16 protein-coding genes are annotated in these 17853 nt (G+C 45.2%); 7 read left to right on the top strand and 9 right to left on the bottom strand.

Going from position 1 to position 17853, the window contains the following annotated elements; translation table 11 throughout:
* Positions 1-199: 199 nt before the first annotated feature.
* From ACO0KZ_RS15275 to ACO0KZ_RS15250, 6 genes are all read right to left on the bottom strand, one after another.
* Entirely contained in the window at positions 200-775 is a 576-nt protein-coding gene (locus ACO0KZ_RS15275) for a peptidylprolyl isomerase (RefSeq protein ID WP_422997226.1), read from the bottom strand.
* Positions 776-1138: 363 nt separating this feature from the next.
* Positions 1139-2086, bottom strand: a complete 948-nt coding sequence (locus tag ACO0KZ_RS15270) for a substrate-binding periplasmic protein (protein ID WP_422996711.1) — start codon at positions 2084-2086, stop codon at positions 1139-1141.
* Positions 2087-2236: 150 nt separating this feature from the next.
* Positions 2237-3550 (bottom strand): gephyrin-like molybdotransferase Glp, encoded by a 1314-nt coding sequence (gene glp / locus ACO0KZ_RS15265; protein WP_422996709.1) that lies wholly within the window; start codon positions 3548-3550, stop codon positions 2237-2239.
* A gap of 10 nt (positions 3551-3560) precedes the next feature.
* Positions 3561-4178, bottom strand: a complete 618-nt coding sequence (mobA, locus tag ACO0KZ_RS15260) for a molybdenum cofactor guanylyltransferase MobA (protein WP_422996707.1) — start codon at positions 4176-4178, stop codon at positions 3561-3563.
* A 19-nt stretch (positions 4179-4197) separates the two neighbouring features.
* The gene (gene moaA, locus ACO0KZ_RS15255) at positions 4198-5319 is read right to left on the bottom strand and encodes a GTP 3',8-cyclase MoaA (protein WP_422997224.1); all 1122 of its coding nucleotides are present in this window, start codon (positions 5317-5319) and stop codon (positions 4198-4200) included.
* 228 nt (positions 5320-5547) lie between these two features.
* Positions 5548-8580, bottom strand: a complete 3033-nt coding sequence (locus tag ACO0KZ_RS15250; protein WP_422996705.1) for an Rne/Rng family ribonuclease — start codon at positions 8578-8580, stop codon at positions 5548-5550.
* A gap of 689 nt (positions 8581-9269) precedes the next feature.
* Between ACO0KZ_RS15250 and ACO0KZ_RS15245 the strand changes: the two genes are divergently transcribed.
* From ACO0KZ_RS15245 to ccoS, 6 genes are all read left to right on the top strand, one after another.
* Entirely contained in the window at positions 9270-10277 is a 1008-nt protein-coding gene (locus ACO0KZ_RS15245; RefSeq protein ID WP_422996703.1) for an RluA family pseudouridine synthase, read from the top strand.
* 58 nt (positions 10278-10335) lie between these two features.
* Positions 10336-10995 carry an HAD-IIIA family hydrolase gene (locus tag ACO0KZ_RS15240; protein WP_422996701.1) on the top strand — a complete coding sequence of 220 codons (660 nt, stop codon included), beginning with the start codon at positions 10336-10338 and terminating at the stop codon, positions 10993-10995.
* A gap of 7 nt (positions 10996-11002) precedes the next feature.
* On the top strand, positions 11003-11386 hold the full coding sequence (locus ACO0KZ_RS15235; protein WP_422996699.1) for a Rieske (2Fe-2S) protein: 384 nt from the start codon (positions 11003-11005) through the stop codon (positions 11384-11386).
* Between the two features lie 449 nt (positions 11387-11835).
* Positions 11836-12087, top strand: a complete 252-nt coding sequence (locus ACO0KZ_RS15230) for a heavy metal translocating P-type ATPase metal-binding domain-containing protein (RefSeq protein WP_422996697.1) — start codon at positions 11836-11838, stop codon at positions 12085-12087.
* Positions 12084-14366 (top strand): heavy metal translocating P-type ATPase, encoded by a 2283-nt coding sequence (locus tag ACO0KZ_RS15225; RefSeq protein ID WP_422996695.1) that lies wholly within the window; start codon positions 12084-12086, stop codon positions 14364-14366. The genes ACO0KZ_RS15230 and ACO0KZ_RS15225 overlap by 4 nt, the downstream gene beginning before the upstream one ends.
* Positions 14367-14396: 30 nt before the next feature.
* Entirely contained in the window at positions 14397-14540 is a 144-nt protein-coding gene (gene ccoS / locus ACO0KZ_RS15220) for a cbb3-type cytochrome oxidase assembly protein CcoS (protein WP_422996693.1), read from the top strand.
* Between the two features lie 2 nt (positions 14541-14542).
* Here the strand turns inward: ccoS and mnmH are convergent, their stop codons facing one another.
* The gene (mnmH, locus tag ACO0KZ_RS15215) at positions 14543-15613 is read right to left on the bottom strand and encodes a tRNA 2-selenouridine(34) synthase MnmH (RefSeq protein ID WP_422996691.1); all 1071 of its coding nucleotides are present in this window, start codon (positions 15611-15613) and stop codon (positions 14543-14545) included.
* On the bottom strand, positions 15610-16254 hold the full coding sequence (locus ACO0KZ_RS15210) for an arylesterase (protein WP_422996689.1): 645 nt from the start codon (positions 16252-16254) through the stop codon (positions 15610-15612). Before ACO0KZ_RS15210 ends, mnmH begins: the two co-directional genes overlap by 4 nt.
* A gap of 9 nt (positions 16255-16263) precedes the next feature.
* Between ACO0KZ_RS15210 and ACO0KZ_RS15205 the strand changes: the two genes are divergently transcribed.
* Positions 16264-16986, top strand: coding sequence for an ABC transporter ATP-binding protein (locus ACO0KZ_RS15205; RefSeq protein WP_422996687.1), 723 nt, complete (start codon positions 16264-16266; stop codon positions 16984-16986).
* A gap of 68 nt (positions 16987-17054) precedes the next feature.
* Here ACO0KZ_RS15205 and ACO0KZ_RS15200 read toward each other — a convergent pair whose 3' ends face one another.
* Positions 17055-17852, bottom strand: coding sequence for a MipA/OmpV family protein (locus tag ACO0KZ_RS15200; RefSeq protein WP_422996685.1), 798 nt, complete (start codon positions 17850-17852; stop codon positions 17055-17057).
* Between the last annotated feature and the right edge of the window lies 1 nt (position 17853).

Here is a 17853-nt window from a genome sequence, read left to right as displayed (position 1 = left end):
TTTATTTTTACTGAAAGACAATTTCAAAATTAGTGGGTGCAGGAGTGGCCAAAGCGCTGCTAATGCCCCCGAGTTGGCTGCAATTTTTCAGTAATCTTTTGTCAGTTTGATTTTTATTCATTGAGCTTTTTGCGCAATAAAAAAAGGCTGGCGTAAAAGCCAGCCCGAAGAGGGAGTAGGTAGTACTAAGTCAAGATGATTACTGGGTTTGCAACATACTATTGATAACAACAGCGGTGTCAGGAACGTCGGCCATGCCACCACGCGTACTTGTTGGCACGACTTTGATCTTATCAACTACGTCCAAACCGCTGACCACCTTGCCAAACACTGCATAACCACCTGCACTGGTATCTAAGGTGAGATTGTCAACAACGTTAATAAAAAATTGTGAGGTTGCTGAATCCAATACGCTGGTTCGTGCCATTGCGATACTGCCACGTATATTGCTCAAACCCTTGCCCACTTCTAGTTTGATTGGAGCCTGCGTCACCGCTTGCGTTAGATCAGCACTAAAGCCGCCACCTTGGATCATGAAGTCCTTGATTACCCGATGGAAGATCTTGTTCACGTAAAAGCCAGTTTCTGTATAGCTAAGAAAATTGTCGACCGTAATCGGTGCTTTGGCAGGATTTAACTCCAAAACAACGGTGCCTTGATTAGTGACCACGGTGACTTGAGGTTGAGCTGCTAGTGGAATGCTGACATTACTCGCATAGAGTGAGTTGCCAGAGCCATCTGTGATGACTACGGGTACTGTGCCAACGCCAACCATTTTGCAGCTGAAGACTTTTTGTGTCGCTGTACTACCGGTCAATTCGGTAATTTTTAAGCAGCCCGAATGGGAAAAATTGATACCCGCATCTAAGTTTTGCCCCTTAATTGTGATGGTACTGATTTTGCGATAGACCAATTGATCCGTGCTCACCTCAGAAACACTGACTTTCTTGCTAGGCGTTGGGGTGTCAGAACTAGAACTTCCACCGCAAGCCGAGAGTAAAACGATAACGCTAGATAGAATAAGAGGTAATTTCAAAAGATTCTCCGTGCTCAAGATTGAGTCACGAGTATAGAGATCAAGGCGAAGGGAAATTAGGGAATCCTGTCCCAATTTTGTAGTCAGTTGTATGTATTTGTATCAGGGCTTGCGTTGAGAAGTGACTTTTTTGCGAAGTACTGAAGCTTCGTAAGCATGAAACCTCTGCAAAGATTGATCAATCTTCTTAACCAATTGATCGTTCTTGCCTTTTAGCATTGCAAAGCGGATGCCATCTTTTAGAATCGGTACCGGTAGCACGCTGAATTGACGGTAAGACGGTTCAGTTGTGTCATTCTCGTTGTAAAGTTTGATGGCGCTCACAACTTTTTCTACTTCACTGGCATCGGTTAATGAGCTGGCAAAAACCATTGCATCGATTCTTTGATTTAGTAATTTTTTGAGGCGCGGGGCATAAGCATCGATATCATCATCGGTTTGGAAAAGTATTCCTTTTTGCGCGTCAAAGTCACCGCCATATTTTGAGCCACGTACGATGCCTATAGTTTTACCCTTTAGATCTTCTAGCTTGTTAAATTTGAAGCGGCGGTCTGAACGTGTAACCAGCCACAAATGGCGATACATGGCCGGCTCGGTAAAACTAAAAATAGCATCTCTTTCTTGCGTTAGACTTAAACCGAAAATTAATCCTCGCCCATTCGTTGCCAACATTACAGCTCTGTTCCAAGGATAAATCTGCAATTCAAATTTGATTTTTAAGTCTTTTTCGATAAACGAAAAAATTTTAACGAACGGATCACCTAAAGGTATCATCTCGCCTTTTTCATTTTTGTTTTCACCAAATAGTAGCGGCACTTTTGTTTGTGCAAAAACAGGGGCATTGCAAAACCATAGCAAACAGAAATACAACATCAAACATCGCAAAAAAACTGAACTAAACTTGGAGCTTAGTTGGGAGCCAGTTTGAGAGCTGAAGAGGGCGTTGCCGATTTGGGCGGGAATAAGTCGCATCAGGTGAAGCGGCTTATGCCAGCAAGATGCGACAAAATCCAGCGACGGGTGTCTGGTGATTTTTTCGAGATTTCCCATTTCGCTTGATTGATTAATTTTGTTTCCACGGTTCAATTATAGAGCTTAAGCTCTTGAAGATAAACGCTTATTAAGAAGAATACTCCTGACATTGTTTTGGCCTGCAGCTCTGTTTAGCCTAGATTTTATGAAAGAAGCTTGATTTACTTTTTAAGTCAGGCCATCAAAAAGCAACACATTAACAAGATCGCCTGCGCCGACGTCGCTGCAGGCGTCATCCAATATGATCATGCAATTGGCTTCAGACATGGAGCGCAAGATACCTGATCCTTGTGAACCAGTAACGGCGACTTCTAGCAGGCCATCGGCGGTTTTTGTCACAATCCCACGTTGATATTCGGTTCTGCCTTGTCGTTTTCGAATAGCATTTTTGGATTTTACCGACACGGTAATTACAGGTGTCGGCGTCACCCCCATCAATGCATGTAAGGCTTGCTGGGCAAAAAAATAGAAAGTCACCATGACTGCTACCGGATTGCCTGGCAGCCCAAATAAAAAAGCGCTATGTCCGTTTGAATGAATTCGCCCGAATGCCATAGGTCGTCCGGGGCGCATTCCTATCGTCCAGAACTCGACTTCGCCTAATTTTGCCATGATCTGTTTGGTGTAGTCTGCTGCACCAACCGAGACGCCGCCCGAAGTAATGATCGCATCGGCATGCTCACATGCATGGCGCAAGGCCTGTTCCAGTTGATCGGGATTGTCGGCAACCACTCCCATGTCTAGCATCTCGCATCCGAGGCGCTGCAACATCCCGTAGATGGTGTAGCGATTGCTATCATAAACGCTGCCTGCATCCAGTGATTCGCCTAGGGAGCGTATCTCATCGCCGGTGGAAAAATAAGCGACTTTTACTTTTCGTTTGACTTCAATTTGCGCTAAGCCGAGTGACGCTAATAAGCCGAGATCCGCCGGCGTGATATGCTTACCCTTACCGAGAGCGATTTTACCTTTGCTTAAATCCTCCCCTCGAAAACGACGGTTATCACCCAATTGTAATTTGCCGACAGCGAAGCGGATTTGATTTTGACCGACGCTTTCAGTGAATTCTTGTGGCACGACCGTGTCGCAGTGAGCTGGCATCACTGCGCCGGTCATAATGCGTATGCATTCACCGGCTTGAATTTGCCCTTGAAATGGGTGACCAGCAAGTGCATGTCCTACAACTCTTAACTCCAGACTGCCACCAGCTTGCAAAGCAGTGCCATCAAATGCAAATCCATCCATCGCAGAATTGTCATGCGCTGGAACGTCGATAGGAGAGGCGATATCGTGCGCTAAGACTCTTTCAAATGCTGAGAATAAATTGACTTGTTCGGTTTCTTGAACTTCATGAACGAAAGCTTGGATGATCTGTTGAGCTGCATTGACGCTCAGGGCATGTGCCTCGTAACTTGGCTGCTGCTGCAAAACTTCCTGCAATGAAATTTGCGTTTGGTCCTTCGCTTGGATTGGTGTCAACATGATTAAAATATTAAGTGTCGAAAGTTTGATTGTAGAGCTGTAATTCAGCCAGTGTATTGATATTCCTAAAGCTTGCTGCATCTTCAAACGGTACTTCGACTACACGTAAATTGGCATACCATGCTGTTATTTTTCGACCGCCATTTTCTAAGAACGACTGCAGATGCGAAACGAGTCCAGTTTCCATCAAGGAAAATACGGGTTGCGCGCGCATTTGAGCTGGTTCTGACTCGCTATCGAGCGCAGTTACTACCGCAAGTTGCGCATTATTCTTGAATAAAGCATGAGCTAACTTTTCTACTAAATTATCCGGTAAGAAGGGAGAGTCGCATGGTACGCTCATCAGAAAAGGCGTCTCACATCGTATTAGCCCAGCGTGCAGGCCTGCTAAGGGGCCTGCATAACCAGTAATTTGATCAGTTACGAGCGGATGTCCATATTCAGCGTAGAGCTCACGATCTTGATTCGCATTGATGATGAGCTCTCCCACTTGCGGATGTAGGCGTCGCAACACGTGATTTAGCATGGGCTCACCATGTAGCAATTGCAGGCCTTTTTGGACTTGCCCCATGCGTGTACCACGCCCGCCTGCGAGGATTAAACCTGTAATTTGTTTTGGAGGAATCATGAGTGAATGTTAAAAACAGCTAACCGCCGATGTAGGACATTTCGATTTTTTTTCTTTGTGTCAGATCAGTTTGCTGATGACGCATTTCTGAATAATGGTCGTCCCTAGTTTGCCAGACTTGCGCAATTAAGTGACTTAACCTTTGATCGACCTGGTCTTCTTGTTGGTGGCGTAGCAGCGCGCGTAAATCATGTCCTTCGCTCGCAAATAAGCAAGTGTAAAGTTTGCCTTGTGTCGATAAGCGCGCTCGGCTGCAGCTATGACAGAACGCCTGACTCACGCTGGAGATAAAGCCAATTTCACCTTGCCCATCGCTATGTTGCCAGCGTGTTGCAGTTTCGCTGGCACTCTGTGAACCTAAGGGCTGTAATCGCATACCTGCTTGCTCTAACTTTTCGATAATCTCCGCGCTTGGTACTACTTCATCAAGTTTCCAACCATTCGATGCACCGACATCCATGTATTCGATAAAACGCAATATGTGTCCACTCGACTTGAAATAGCGTGCCATGGGAATGACTTCCTGATCATTAGTGCCGCCTTTCACCACCATGTTTATTTTAATGTTTGTGAATCCTGCTGTACTTGCAGCCCGTATCCCGTCTAACACATCACCGACAGGAAAATCGACATCGTTCATGCGCTTAAACATCGTGTCATCTAATGCATCGAGTGATACAGTGATGCGGCTTAATCCCGCGTCTTTTAGCGCTTGTGCCTTGCGCCCCAATAAAGCGCCGTTGGTCGTTAGAGTTAAATCAATTGCTTCGCCATCCACAGTGCGCAGAACACTGAGCATTGCGACCAAATCTTCAATGTTTTTTCTAAGCAGTGGCTCACCACCAGTTAATCGAATCTTGCGCACACCATGGGCGACAAACAACTGGGCAATGCGCAGAATCTCTTCAAAGCTTAATAAGTCACCATGCGGCAAATACGGATAGTCCTTGTTGAAAACTTCTTTAGGCATGCAGTAAGTGCACCGGAAATTGCAACGGTCTGTTACCGAAATGCGTAAGTCTTGTAAAGGGCGCTGGCGAGTATCAAGCAAACTGCCCGTTGTAGTTTGCATTTGTGTCGTGGCAAGCCAGTTATCCAAACGATTTGCTGTTTGAATAATGGGTATAATTTTTTTCGACATCATTCTTCGCTCATTCTGCATTGACGCATTTGTGTGTAATGGAGGCCAGATTTGATCCTACTACAAATCGCCATTGCTCGCCCAATCAGGTAGGCTAGTATCAACAGGAGAATAGCTTAGATCAAGTAAGCTAAGCAGTAAGAAAAAAGCCCTGTGAAATAAATCAGAGGGCTTTTTCATTTGAAGTAACGCTAATTGCACAAACAATAGCGCTAGTAGTTTTCGCTATTAGTGCTTGGTTTCCACCATGACCAAAGGTTCTTCTGCGACCGGTGCTGCAAGCTTGCGCTCACGAACTACACGTGCGACTGGCGCCGCATTGGCAGCGGCTTCTTGAGCAGCTTTCAATTTGGCTGGGTCAGTGCCAGCTAAAACTAATCCAGCACTTGCCAATACCGCCGTTAAGTCTTCAACTGGCACCGCTACTTTGGTGGTGACTTGAACAGGTGCTGTCGCTGCTGCCACTTCATTTGCCGGCGCTGTAACAACTACTGGACTTGGGGGTTCAGTCGCTGCTGGTGCAACATCAATGATGGCAGTTGGTGCTTCGCCTGCTGCGATAGCGGTTTCAGTGACTTTGGTGACTGCAGTTGCAATTGTCTCAGTAAGTACTTCGGCTGCAACTGTAGCTGGCACGATCACTGGCTGCGCTACTATCTCAACTTGCGCTGCTTCCGCTACTGTGTTGCTTGCCACTGCTTGATTGGCAGGTGCTATATCGACTGCGACATTAGTTGCTACTGGAGTCACTACTTCCACTGCCAACGGTTCTTGCGTTGCAGTTACTAAATCGAAGCTGGCTTGCACTGGCGTTGTTTCTACCGATGCGACCGTCAAGACAGGGGCGCTAGCAACATTCGTGTCAACACTAGGTGCTGTGACAGTCTCTGCAGCACTGTTAAGCAAATCGACTACAGGAATGAATGCAGGAGCGGCATCGACTTTCGTTTCGCCATTGTTTTCGCTAGTCCCGGACACTGTTTCATTGTTGTCTGCGTTGTTGCGATCGCGACGATTGCGGTTGCGACCACCACGGCGACGGCGACGGCTTTCTTCCGCTTGTGTACCTTGATCATTTTGCTCTGCATTAAGATCTAAGTTTGCTGTGTTTGCAGGTTCATTCGCCTCTGTGGTTTTGGCCTTGTTCAATGCGGGTGTCGGACTCGTAGGAGTAGTACTGGCTGTATTGCTCAGTTCCTCTATTTTTGACTCCAAATTCGCACTTTCTTTACGGTTATCACGTTGACGTTGCTGACGTTCACGGCGTGGCTCTTGCCCATCTTTTTCTTCACGTGGTGGGCGAGCTTGTTTTGCCTGACGTGTTTGCGTGTTTGTATCGTTAGCTACGGTTTTGTTTGCATCTTTTGCAGTGTTAATTGCTGCAGTGTTCGCATTCGCCGGACGATCTTCAGTCTCTGCGCCATTCGCATTACGACCGTTGCGACCATTGCCGTTGCGACCGCGATTGCGCTGGCGATTACGGTCACCTTGCTTGTCACGGCTATGCTTTGGTTTTTCTTCAACGACGGGGGCTTTGCTTTCGCTGGCACCAAAAATGGAACTGAAGAATTTTGCAATACCTGCAAACAAACCGCCACTGGATGCTTCTTTTACTGGTGTCGAGACTGGCGCTGGCTTACGTTCAACAATAGGCGCTGTATCCGGTGTAATGCTCTTCACAACCGCTTCTTGACGTGGTTTGACATCATCTTTTTGGCGTTTGCTGTAACCAATATCGGTATCTGCTTGTTCAGCCATGGCATAGCTAACATGTGCTTCTTCCAGACGTGGATCATCATGTTTTAGGCGATCGAGTTTGTAATGCGGTGTTTCCAGATGTTTGTTTGGAATCAAAATAGCTGTTACGCGGTGACGATTTTCTATCTTGAGTATTTCGCCGCGCTTCTCATTGAGCAAGAAAGCTGCGACGTCGACTGGCACTTGGACGTGGATCGCTGCTGAGTTTTCCTTCATTGCTTCTTCTTGGATGATACGCAAGACTTGCAAAGCAGAAGATTCAGTATCGCGGATATGGCCTGTGCCATTACAACGTGGGCAAGTGACATGGCTGCCTTCTGAGAGAGAAGGGCGCAAGCGCTGGCGAGACAATTCCATTAAGCCAAAACGGGAGATCTTACCCATCTGTACGCGAGCGCGGTCATAGCGCAATGCGTCTTTCAAGCGTGTTTCAACTTCACGTTGATTTTTGGCGTTTTCCATGTCGATGAAGTCGATCACGATCAAACCACCCAGGTCACGCAAACGTAATTGACGCGCAACTTCTTCAGCTGCTTCACAGTTTGTGTTGAACGCGGTTGTTTCGATATCGCCACCACGTGTTGCTCGAGCGGAGTTGACGTCCACAGAAACTAAAGCTTCGGTGTGGTCAATAACGATCGCGCCACCAGAAGGCAAAGGCACAGTGCGTGAGTAGGCTGTTTCGATCTGATGTTCGATCTGGAAGCGTGAGAACAATGGCACGTCGTCGCTGTAGCGTTTTACACGGTGCACCATATCTGGCATCACGTGGCTCATAAACTGCTGAGCTTGTTCGTAGATGTCGTCAGTGTCGATCAGAATTTCGCCGATGTCCGGCTGGAAATAATCACGGATCGCACGAATCACCAAGGAGGATTCTTGATAAATCAGGAAGGCGCCTTGAGCAGATTTGCCAGCGCCATCAATTGCGCGCCAGAGTTGCATCAGGTAGTTGAGATCCCATTGCAATTCATCGACATTGCGACCAATGCCTGCGGTACGAGCAATCACGGACATGCCTTGTGGCAAGTCCAGCTTGTCCATAGTTTCGCGCAGTTCTTGACGGTCTTCACCTTCAACGCGGCGGGAAACACCACCACCACGCGGGTTGTTTGGCATCAATACTAAATAACGACCAGCCAAAGAGATGAAAGAAGTCAAGGCTGCGCCTTTGTTACCGCGTTCTTCTTTTTCTACCTGTACGATGATTTCTTGCCCTTCACGCAAGGCATCTTTGATCGATGAATTACGAACATCGATGCCTTCTTTGAAATAGCTGCGCGCCACTTCTTTGAAGGGTAAAAAGCCGTGACGTTCTTCGCCATAGTTGACGAAACAGGCTTCAAGGGATGGTTCAATGCGGGTAATAACACCTTTGTAGATATTCGATTTACGGAGTTCGCGTCCGGTGGTTTCGATATCGATGTCAATCAGTTTTTGTCCATTGACGATCGCTACGCGCAACTCTTCTTGCTGCGTAGCATTAAATAGCATACGTTTCATATTTTTCTCCATGGCATCAAAGCCATTTATCACTAGCGTCAGCTCGGCTGAACAATAGTGGCGTGCTTACATTGGATGTATGCGAGAGCGGAGAGTTTGAGGGGGCGGGAAATGCCACTGACACGAAGAAATGTAAAAAATAATCCTGCGAGCGATCAGCGTAAAGCTGGAATCATTCAAAGGTGTTCATTAAATCTCTTGTGCGCTTGGCGCGGATGATTTTTACCTGGGGCGAGTGCACATGTCTCCGAATACTCTGGCTTGCATTCCGACATCCTTAGACGCGAAACAGAGTTACATCAAGCTAATAATTATTCAGGCGATGCGCAACTTACTAAAATATAAATAGTGTCAAAGCGTTGGTAGTTCAATTTAACTACATCACGTATGACGAAATCGACCGGTATTTCTAAAACCATCAACCGGCAAGCCAGCGAATTTATGTCAATTCGCATCTCTTGCCAGACTTATCCTTATATTTCAAACTTTCTGATCCAAATCGCTTTGCATGAGTCCGATTGCCACAATTGGTTGCAACCTTGACCTGCAAAAAACGATGTGCATACACATCTTTTCTATCGAATTTGCAAAATGGCGAGGCCGATAGACACGCCCCTGTGTAGAATAGTCGTCTTTCTTACACATGCTGAAGCTTTGTGAGCTCTAGCCTCAGGGATTATATATTCAAAATGAAGGACTTAGCGATAAATATGGGTGGAATATCTCAAAAACCATCCAAAATGGCTGAAGGGCAGACCGCCTCGCAAACTTTTGCACAAGTGCAACTCATTACAATCACTGAAGAAGATGCTGGTCAGCGTATTGATAACTTTTTGTTGCGTATCTGTAAAGGTGTGCCAAAAAGTCATGTTTATCGGATTTTGAGGTCTGGTGAAGTGCGTGTGAATAAAGGGCGTATTGATCAGTTGTATCGCTTGAAAGAGGGCGATGTTGTGCGGGTTCCGCCAACTCGAATAGCCGAGAAAGAGACAACACATGTTCCAGGAGCTGAATTTGCGATTGTGTTTGAAGATAGTCATTTGTTAATTATTGATAAGCCAGCCGGCGTTGCTGTGCATGGTGGTTCTGGCGTCAGTTTTGGTGTTATTGAGCAACTACGTGCCTCACGCCCTGATGCCAAGTTCTTGGAATTGGTGCATAGATTAGATAGAGAAACCTCAGGAATCCTGTTGTTAGCAAAAAAACGTTCGGCCTTGGTCAATCTGCATGAACAAATGCGCGATGGTGAAACGGACAAGCGTTATCTCACTTTGGTCGCAGGCGATTGGAAAAATCAAAGACAGCACATTAAATTGCCACTCCATAAGTATACGACGGCAGATGGTGAGCGCCGTGTGCGCGTGCAAGCAGATGGCATGGAATCCCACACCGTATTTAGCTTGAAGAAAAAGTATAACGATTTCGCATTATTAGAAGCGGAATTAAAAACTGGTCGCACCCATCAGATCCGCGTGCATTTATCATCCAGCGGTTTTGCCATTGCGGGCGATGATAAATATGGTGACTTTGCTTTAAATCGTGCTTTATTAAAAGCAACCGATAGTCGTGGTGCATTAAAACGTATGTTTCTGCATGCGCATCAAATCACTTTTACGCATCCCGAAAGTGGTAAACAAATGACTTTGAATGCACCGTTGCCAAAAGAATGTGAGAAATTTTTGCAAAGCCTCTGCTGATTTGAACCAAAAATTTAATAGAAGTTTAAGTTTTGCAACTTAAGAAAATTAAGGAAATATGGGAAAGAAATTATTTGATTTTATTGTGTTTGATTGGGATGGCACTTTAATGGATAGCACTACTGCTATCGTGAAGTGCATTCAAGCTGCGGCAAAGGATCTCTCATTACCGATCCCAGATGCTGGTGCTGCTGCGCACGTGATCGGCTTGTCATTAGGCGATGCAATGCAGGCTGTGATGCCAAACGTTGACCCTAAATATCATCCAAAGATGGCAGAACGCTACCGCTACCATTATGCATTGCGCGATCACGAATTGCCCCTGTTTCCAGGCGTTCGTGAAATGCTCGCAGATTTAGCGCAACAAGGTTATTTTTTGGCAGTCGCAACAGGTAAGGGGCGTGTGGGATTGAATCGGGCGATGAATAGTGTAAATGTTCTGGCCATGTTTGATGCGACTCGTTGTGCAGATGAAACTTTTTCTAAGCCACATCCGGCTATGTTGCAAGAATTGACTCGTGAACTCGGGCAAGACATGCAGCGTACCTTGATGATAGGTGACACAACTCATGATCTATTGATGGCGGCCAATGCAGGTGCGGCGTCGGTGGCAGTTGAATACGGCGCGCATGATGCACGTTCACTAGCAAGTTTGGCACCACTGTATTCCGCAAAAAATGTTTTTGAGCTGCATCAATGGCTTACCGAAAATGCTTGAGGTAGTGATGACAAAAATTTTTATATGTAATTCAGAAGAACTGGAAGAAGGTGGAAAAGGCATACGCTTTCCATTGAGAGCTGGCGGCGACGAGGCCACTGGATTTATTGTGCGTTACGATGGAACTGCCCACGGCTACTTAAATCGTTGTGCCCATGTGCCAGTTGAACTGGACTGGACTCCAGGTGAGTTCTTCGAAGGTAGCGGCTTATATATCATGTGCGCGACGCATGGTGCGATTTATGTACCAGAAACCGGACACTGCACTGGCGGACCATGTCGTGGTGGTCGATTGCGTAAGATGCAGGTGATTGAAGTCGAGGGCAAAATTTATTGGCAACCAGATGATTATTTACTTGCCCCAAGTGCCAACGCAGCACTTCCTAGTTGATCTGATAATTTTGATTTTTTTAATCTTTAAAATCGTTTAGATAGTTAAAATTTTCTTTGTGATCGTGAAAGACTAGCCTATATTAGAGTCGTAACTGGTTCAAAAGAGGAGGTCAATATACATAAATATTTTTGTATTTCAGACGAATGGAAGTTGAGCTCCGGTGTTTATCCTTTACCGGTTATGTGTGAAGTAGAAAGTCCTTCTAATACGATTAAATGCCGTGTGAACATACCTCGGTTTAGAGGCTTCTAATAAGCCCCAAAGTGATAAAAACGATGGTTTCGACCATCGTTTTTCATTTTCACCTTTCTATTTTCTTCTCACTTTCTTTTTATTTCGGCATCAAAGTTTTCTTAAATTTTCTTGCGTGAGATCAAGAAAACTATCCATATGTCCGTTATCATGCTTTGTACCTTCGTTTTCCTTAGCACGCATCCGGATCAACCATGCATTTAGCATTATCCCAATTTTGTGATCTGCATTTTTCCCGCTTTTTTAAGCGTGAAAAATGCCTTTGCTTTCATTGTGGCGAAAGTATGCGTAAAGAAAAAGCCTTGATGGCGACATTTCGACATCAGCAGTATCCGGTTTGCTGTTATGGTTGCCTTGCTGTATTGAATGCGATCGAGAAGAATAATTTGGTTGATGATTATTTGCTTTCAAAGCGTGATCGTGAAGAAGGCAAAGACTTTGCATGAGTCATACTAGTATTGCCCCAAACTCGGCTGCGGCGTCTGCGGATACCGACCAGCCACAGACTGAATTGTTAAGTGTTGCAGGAATTCGTTGCGCTGCTTGTATACAGCTGATTGAATTTCGCGTTTCTCAACTTCATGGAATCGATTCTTTTCGCATCAATCCCATTTCTCAAAAAGCGCAATTACGTTGGTATGCGTCGCAGATAGATTTGAAGCAAATACTGCAGGCAATTGTCGATGTAGGCTATGCTGCGTTTCCAGCAAATCAATCGTTGAGCGAATTTCAATCGAAAGAAAAAAACCTCGCCTTATGGCGCTTGTTTGTCGCAGGCTTCGCAATGATGCAAGTCATGATGTATGCATTTCCCGCTTACTTGGTTCCCGTTCCTTCGCTCGATGGCGACTTAACACCCGATTTGGATCGTCTATTAAAAATCGCCAGTTTAATCATTACATTGCCGGTGATAGGGTTTTCAGCCATTCCTTTTTTTAAAGGTGCTTGGCGTGATTTGAAATATCAACATATAGGTATGGATGTTCCTGTTGCCTTAGGCATTTTGTTGACCTTTGTCGCGAGTTGCTGGGCTACTTTTTTTGGTGGCGCTGTGTATTTTGATTCAGCGATTATGTTCGTTTTTTTGCTGCTTGGGGCACGCTTTATCGAAGAAAACGTAAAGCGAAAAACCTCAGCTGCACTATCTGTATTGACTCAAATCCACCCAGCTTTAGCGCAGAAAATTCTTGCATATCCTTCACTTGAGCGCACGCAAGAATGTCGCACTGATGAAATTGCGATTGGTGATTATTTATTAGTGCCACCAGGTGAGCAAATTCCTTGCGACGGTGTCGTGGTCGGTGGTGCTAGCGCATGTGATGAGGCATTGATGACGGGTGAGGCTCATCCAGTAAATAAACAAACAGGCAGTCAAGTCATAGCAGGTTCGGTGAATTTGCATAGTGCTTTGGTTGTGCAAGCAAAACATGTTGGTAGTCAAACGCAGTTGGCCAGCTTGATTGCGATGATGGAGTCGGCAACACTGGAAAAACCACGCTTGGTTCAGTTGGCGGATAAACATGCTAGTCGCTTCTTGTTGGTGATATTGTTTGTCGCCTTTGTCTCTGGAATTGTCTGGGCCTGCATTAATCTTGATCGCGCGCTTTGGATTGCAGTGAGCGTCATCGTCGTAACTTGCCCTTGTGCTTTGTCTTTAGCGACACCGGGCGTTATGTCAGCAGCGATTGGACAGTTAGCAAAATTTGGTATGTTAGTGACGCGAGGTAGTGCCATCGAAAATTTAGCGAATGTAACCCATATTGTTTTCGACAAAACAGGAACACTGACTTTTGGTAAATTAAAAGTGCTGCAAGTAATTTTTCCTGCAGTGCTTGATAGCGACAAACTCGCTGAATGTAAAATCATGATAGGCATGATGGCTAAGATGTCACTGCATCCTGTCTCTAAAGCCATTGCCGACTATTTGGTCGGCGAGCCGACACGGCAGAGTGGACTTCAAAATCAATCGAAGATCGAGCGGCAGATTGAGCACACTGGTTCAGGTATCGAGGCGCGATTTAATGGTAAATTATATCGCCTTGGTCAATTGAGTTATGTCCGGGAACTAAGTGCCAGCGATTGGACTATCCCCAGCGCCTATCAAAACAAGACAGTAACAGTCTTTGGTGACACTGAACAAGTCTTAGCGTGTTTTGTTTTGGAAGACAAATTGAGAGATGGCACTGTCAATTCGATCGCAGATTTACAGAGTTTAGGTAAAAAAATTATTTTGCTGTCTGGCGACAGGCTGGAGGTGGTTGCCGATATTGCCGCACAATGCCATATTCTTGAATATCGGGCGGGCCTGAATCCAGCGCAAAAACATGCTTATATCCTCGACTTGCAAAAACAAGGTGCAGTAGTAGCAATGGTAGGTGATGGTATGAATGACGGTCCTGCGTTATCGATGGCGAATGTATCTATTGCGATGGGGCAGGGCGCGCCTATTTCACAAACGCGTAGTGATTGTTTGCTGATGTCGAATCGGTTAAGTGACTTGTGTTTTAGCATTAAACTGGCGAATCAATCATATCGCTTGATTCGACAAAATCTGGCTTGGGCATTACTTTACAATCTCATCGCGGTACCCGCTGCAGTTTTCGGTTTTCTGGAACCATGGCATGCGGCACTGGGCATGTCGGTGAGTTCTTTATTGGTGGTGTTAAATGGTCTGCGTTTATTGTCTATGGAACCACCAGATTATGATTTGCATCTGCTTACTTGATGGAAGCAGCTCGAATGAGAGTAAATAATTATGGAAATTTTGTATTTGCTGGTTCCATTAAGTGTGGTTCTGGTTTTTGCTATCGGTGCGATATTTTGGTGGGCTTTGCATCACAGACAATTTGAAGATTTAGACGAGCCGGGGCGAAGTATCATTGATGATAAAGAAGGTTGATGTTATTGACCATACTTGTCTATTTGTATGCAACGCGCAAGTTCGCGATAGGTCTCATCACTACCATTTAAAAGCTGAAATTTTCTTGCATTTTCTACCTGACTAAAATTCCGTGCTATGGCTCGGTGGTAGGCAGGGTCATAGTGTTTCAAAAGTAGTTCTTCTATGAGTTCCGGCGTTTTGTTTTGTTGGCTTAGTTCAGACCATTTTCGTATTTGATCCTTGCCGTGAATACTGATCAGACAAGCGAGCTGCTCGTTCAATAATTGCGTATCATGAACAAAGTGTTGATAGTCTTCGGTCAGCAGCGTTATTCTGTCTTCGAGCGCTAGTTCCAATTTAATGCAAGGTGCCTGACGCATGCTGTCCATCATGCCATCGGGTACCCTTAAGTTGCCTACTTTTTTACTTTCAGCTTCAACATAAACAGGTTTTTTGAAGTCAAAACTAGATAGGGCGCGCCATATTTGCGTCTCAAAAAATTTTTGTGAGGGCTGTCCGTTTGACGGCAATTTTCCAAGAACTGAACCTCTGTGCTGAGCCAGTTTTTCCAAATCGATTACCTGCTCACCTTGATCTTGCAAAGCTTGAATCAGTCGGCTCTTGCCGGTTCCTGTTTCTCCACACAGAACTCGCCAATTTGCTTGCGCAGCCAATTCTGCGATGTTCTGATTAACATGACGTCTGAAATTTTTGTAGCCGCCATCTAGTTGCTGTGCATGCCAACCTATCTTGGCTAGTATGTGTGTCATAGCGCCACTGCGATTACCCCCGCGCCAGCAATAAATCAATGGCCGCCATTCTTTCGGTTTGTCTAGAAATAAGTTTTCGATATGCATGCCAATATTCTTGGCAACAAGGGCCGCACCTATTTTTTTCGCTTCAAACGGGCTGACCTGTTTATAGAGGGTGCCAACCCGGATTCTTTCGTCGTCGCTCAGGACAGGACAATTGATCGCTCCCGGAATGTGGTCCTCTGCAAATTCGCCAGGGCTACGGACATCGATTATGCAGTCAATGCCAGACAAGTTCTTATTGGCTTCTTCAAAACTGATCAATAAGGAAGGCTTCATTTTTTGAGTAATTTCTGTAGTGGTTGCCAGACGTTTTCCATCATCACCGGGTGAGCTTGTGCGGTCAAATGGATGCGATCAGCCTGAAATAATTCCGGTTTATCTGCCACGCCTTTTAAGAAAAATGGTACCAGCGCAGAATTAGTTTCTTTGGCTAATTTGGCATACATAGAAAAAAATTTTTCGGTGTAGGCTTTGCCGTAATTGGGAGGGATTTGCATCGCGACTAGTAGAGGCTTAGCCTTGCTATCCTGTACCATCATCAGCATGTCGCGGAAATTTTGCTCTGATGCATTGAGATCTAAGCCCCGTAGTGCATCATTCCCACCAAGCTCAATGATCACTATTGAAGGCTGATGAATTTTGAGCAAAGCACTTAAACGGGTTTTGCCGCCGCTGCTGGTTTCTCCGCTAATACTGGCATTGATGACTTTTAAGGGGACTTTTTTTTCCTGCAATCTTTTTTCTAAAAGCGCGACCCATCCCGTATTGCGAGCCAATCCATATTCAGCGGACAGACTATCACCGAGCACGAGTAGTGTTTTTGGTGCAGAATGCGCATAGGTAGCAAAAAAGCTCAGGAAAAACAGAGAAACGATTAGACTGAAGACATTCAGTTTTTTTATATAATTTAAGCGCATAAATTCAACATGAACCTTTCTAGCAAAGCCAATATTTCAGTAACAGTCTTAGCAACTGCGCCAGCAATCAAATACGCCATACAAGTGGAAAATTTGAGTAAGCGAGTGGCGGATGCAACCGGTGAGCTGACTATTCTACATAATATCGAGTTTACTGCAGAAGCGGGTGAGACCTTGGCAATTGTCGGTGCATCTGGCTCCGGAAAGTCGACGCTGTTGGGTATTCTTGCCGGTCTTGATACCCCGACAGAAGGAACCGTGTTTTTAGGTGGGACTGATATTTTTTCTTTAGATGAGGATGGTCGTGCTTTGCTGCGCAAGAACCAGCTGGGATTTGTATTTCAGTCTTTCCAATTATTGATGCACTTAAATGCACTCGAAAATGTGATGCTACCGCTGGAGCTACGCGGCGACAAAGATGCCAGAACAAAGGCCGAAGAAATGCTGAAGAAAGTTGGCCTTGGTAGTCGTTTGAAACACTATCCGAAGTTTCTATCTGGTGGTGAGCAGCAAAGGGTGGCATTAGCACGAGCGTTTGTGACAGAGCCGCCTTTGTTATTTGCCGATGAGCCAACTGGTAGTCTCGATGCGACCACTGGAGAGTCCGTGATTCAACTGATGTTTGAACTCAATCGTGAACGAGGATCTACTTTGGTGCTGGTGACGCATGACTTATCGATTGCAGCGCGTTGTGGTCGTACTTTGTCCATCGCAGCTGGGCGATTGATATAGAAGCTTTGAGTATGGTGAAAAATCAATAGGCGATAGAAAAGTGGCTCAATCTGAATTGAGCCACTTTTTTAGAAGCGGTAGGTGATGACAGAAAAAATCGTCACTGGTGTTCTTTGCTGGAGGAAAGGATATTTGCTGGCATCTCCCAACATGTGGCGTGCTGATACGCCCGTCGACAAGGACCAGCTAGGGTCAATATTCCAGTTCCAACTTGTGCCTAAGCGCAATTCCGAACGAACTGAGTAATTCATGAGATTCAAACCATTCGAATTTTGAATATATTTGCTATCAATTTGATTCCATAAATTACCGCCGACATAATTTTGATTGCCCCAGTTAACACTGAACGCCGTGGTTAAACGGTGCTTTTTATTAAAGATACTGGTCGCCTTAGCACCAACGCTTAATTGTGCACCACGTTCTGTGCCATTACTGTAGCTAAGTGATGAGGTCAATGAATAATTAGGTGAAATCCGATAGTTTACATACGCACCCGTGGTCAGCGTAGAGTTTGCGATTTTAGGATTGTTAAAACTATCACGATTAAAATCCTTGCGACTCAAGTCCAGATACTCTTGCGGATTTTCAATATTGAAGTGGACGCCGTATTCGAGTTTGTCGGAGTTGGAAAAATTCAGACTTGTGAGGCTGCTATTGGTCAGTTGTAAGCCGCGCTTATTTTTGTTGGTGTTATCAAGTATATTGCTCATCCCTATGGATTTGAGCGTAGAGATACCCACCAATTTTTGAGTGCCATCAGTATTTTTGACGGATGAAAATTGATCGACAACAAAATTTTGTGCAGAGGCGCTATACGACGCACTAACTGAGGCACACAAAATTGTTAAACAAATCATTTTTTTCATA

It is taken from the genome of Undibacterium sp. Di24W, assembly GCF_049340325.1.
Lineage (GTDB): Bacteria > Pseudomonadota > Gammaproteobacteria > Burkholderiales > Burkholderiaceae_D > Undibacterium.
This window is presented reverse-complemented; position numbering and strand designations above follow the sequence as displayed.

Bases quoted from the DNA above. Each gene is read 5' to 3' on its own strand.
- ACO0KZ_RS15275 (WP_422997226.1), bottom strand. From the start codon at position 775: ATGGTTGGCGTTGGCACAGTACCCGTAGTCATCACAGATGGCTCTGGC.
- ACO0KZ_RS15270 (WP_422996711.1), bottom strand. From the start codon at position 2,086: ATGGGAAATCTCGAAAAAATCACCAGACACCCGTCGCTGGATTTTGTC.
- glp (WP_422996709.1), bottom strand. From the start codon at position 3,550: ATGTTGACACCAATCCAAGCGAAGGACCAAACGCAAATTTCATTGCAG.
- mobA (WP_422996707.1), bottom strand. From the start codon at position 4,178: ATGATTCCTCCAAAACAAATTACAGGTTTAATCCTCGCAGGCGGGCGT.
- moaA (WP_422997224.1), bottom strand. From the start codon at position 5,319: ATGTCGAAAAAAATTATACCCATTATTCAAACAGCAAATCGTTTGGAT.
- ACO0KZ_RS15250 (WP_422996705.1), bottom strand. From the start codon at position 8,580: ATGAAACGTATGCTATTTAATGCTACGCAGCAAGAAGAGTTGCGCGTA.
- ACO0KZ_RS15245 (WP_422996703.1), top strand. From the start codon at position 9,270: ATGAAGGACTTAGCGATAAATATGGGTGGAATATCTCAAAAACCATCC.
- ACO0KZ_RS15240 (WP_422996701.1), top strand. From the start codon at position 10,336: ATGGGAAAGAAATTATTTGATTTTATTGTGTTTGATTGGGATGGCACT.
- ACO0KZ_RS15235 (WP_422996699.1), top strand. From the start codon at position 11,003: ATGACAAAAATTTTTATATGTAATTCAGAAGAACTGGAAGAAGGTGGA.
- ACO0KZ_RS15230 (WP_422996697.1), top strand. From the start codon at position 11,836: ATGCATTTAGCATTATCCCAATTTTGTGATCTGCATTTTTCCCGCTTT.
- ACO0KZ_RS15225 (WP_422996695.1), top strand. From the start codon at position 12,084: ATGAGTCATACTAGTATTGCCCCAAACTCGGCTGCGGCGTCTGCGGAT.
- ccoS (WP_422996693.1), top strand. From the start codon at position 14,397: ATGGAAATTTTGTATTTGCTGGTTCCATTAAGTGTGGTTCTGGTTTTT.
- mnmH (WP_422996691.1), bottom strand. From the start codon at position 15,613: ATGAAGCCTTCCTTATTGATCAGTTTTGAAGAAGCCAATAAGAACTTG.
- ACO0KZ_RS15210 (WP_422996689.1), bottom strand. From the start codon at position 16,254: ATGCGCTTAAATTATATAAAAAAACTGAATGTCTTCAGTCTAATCGTT.
- ACO0KZ_RS15205 (WP_422996687.1), top strand. From the start codon at position 16,264: ATGAACCTTTCTAGCAAAGCCAATATTTCAGTAACAGTCTTAGCAACT.
- ACO0KZ_RS15200 (WP_422996685.1), bottom strand. From the start codon at position 17,852: ATGAAAAAAATGATTTGTTTAACAATTTTGTGTGCCTCAGTTAGTGCG.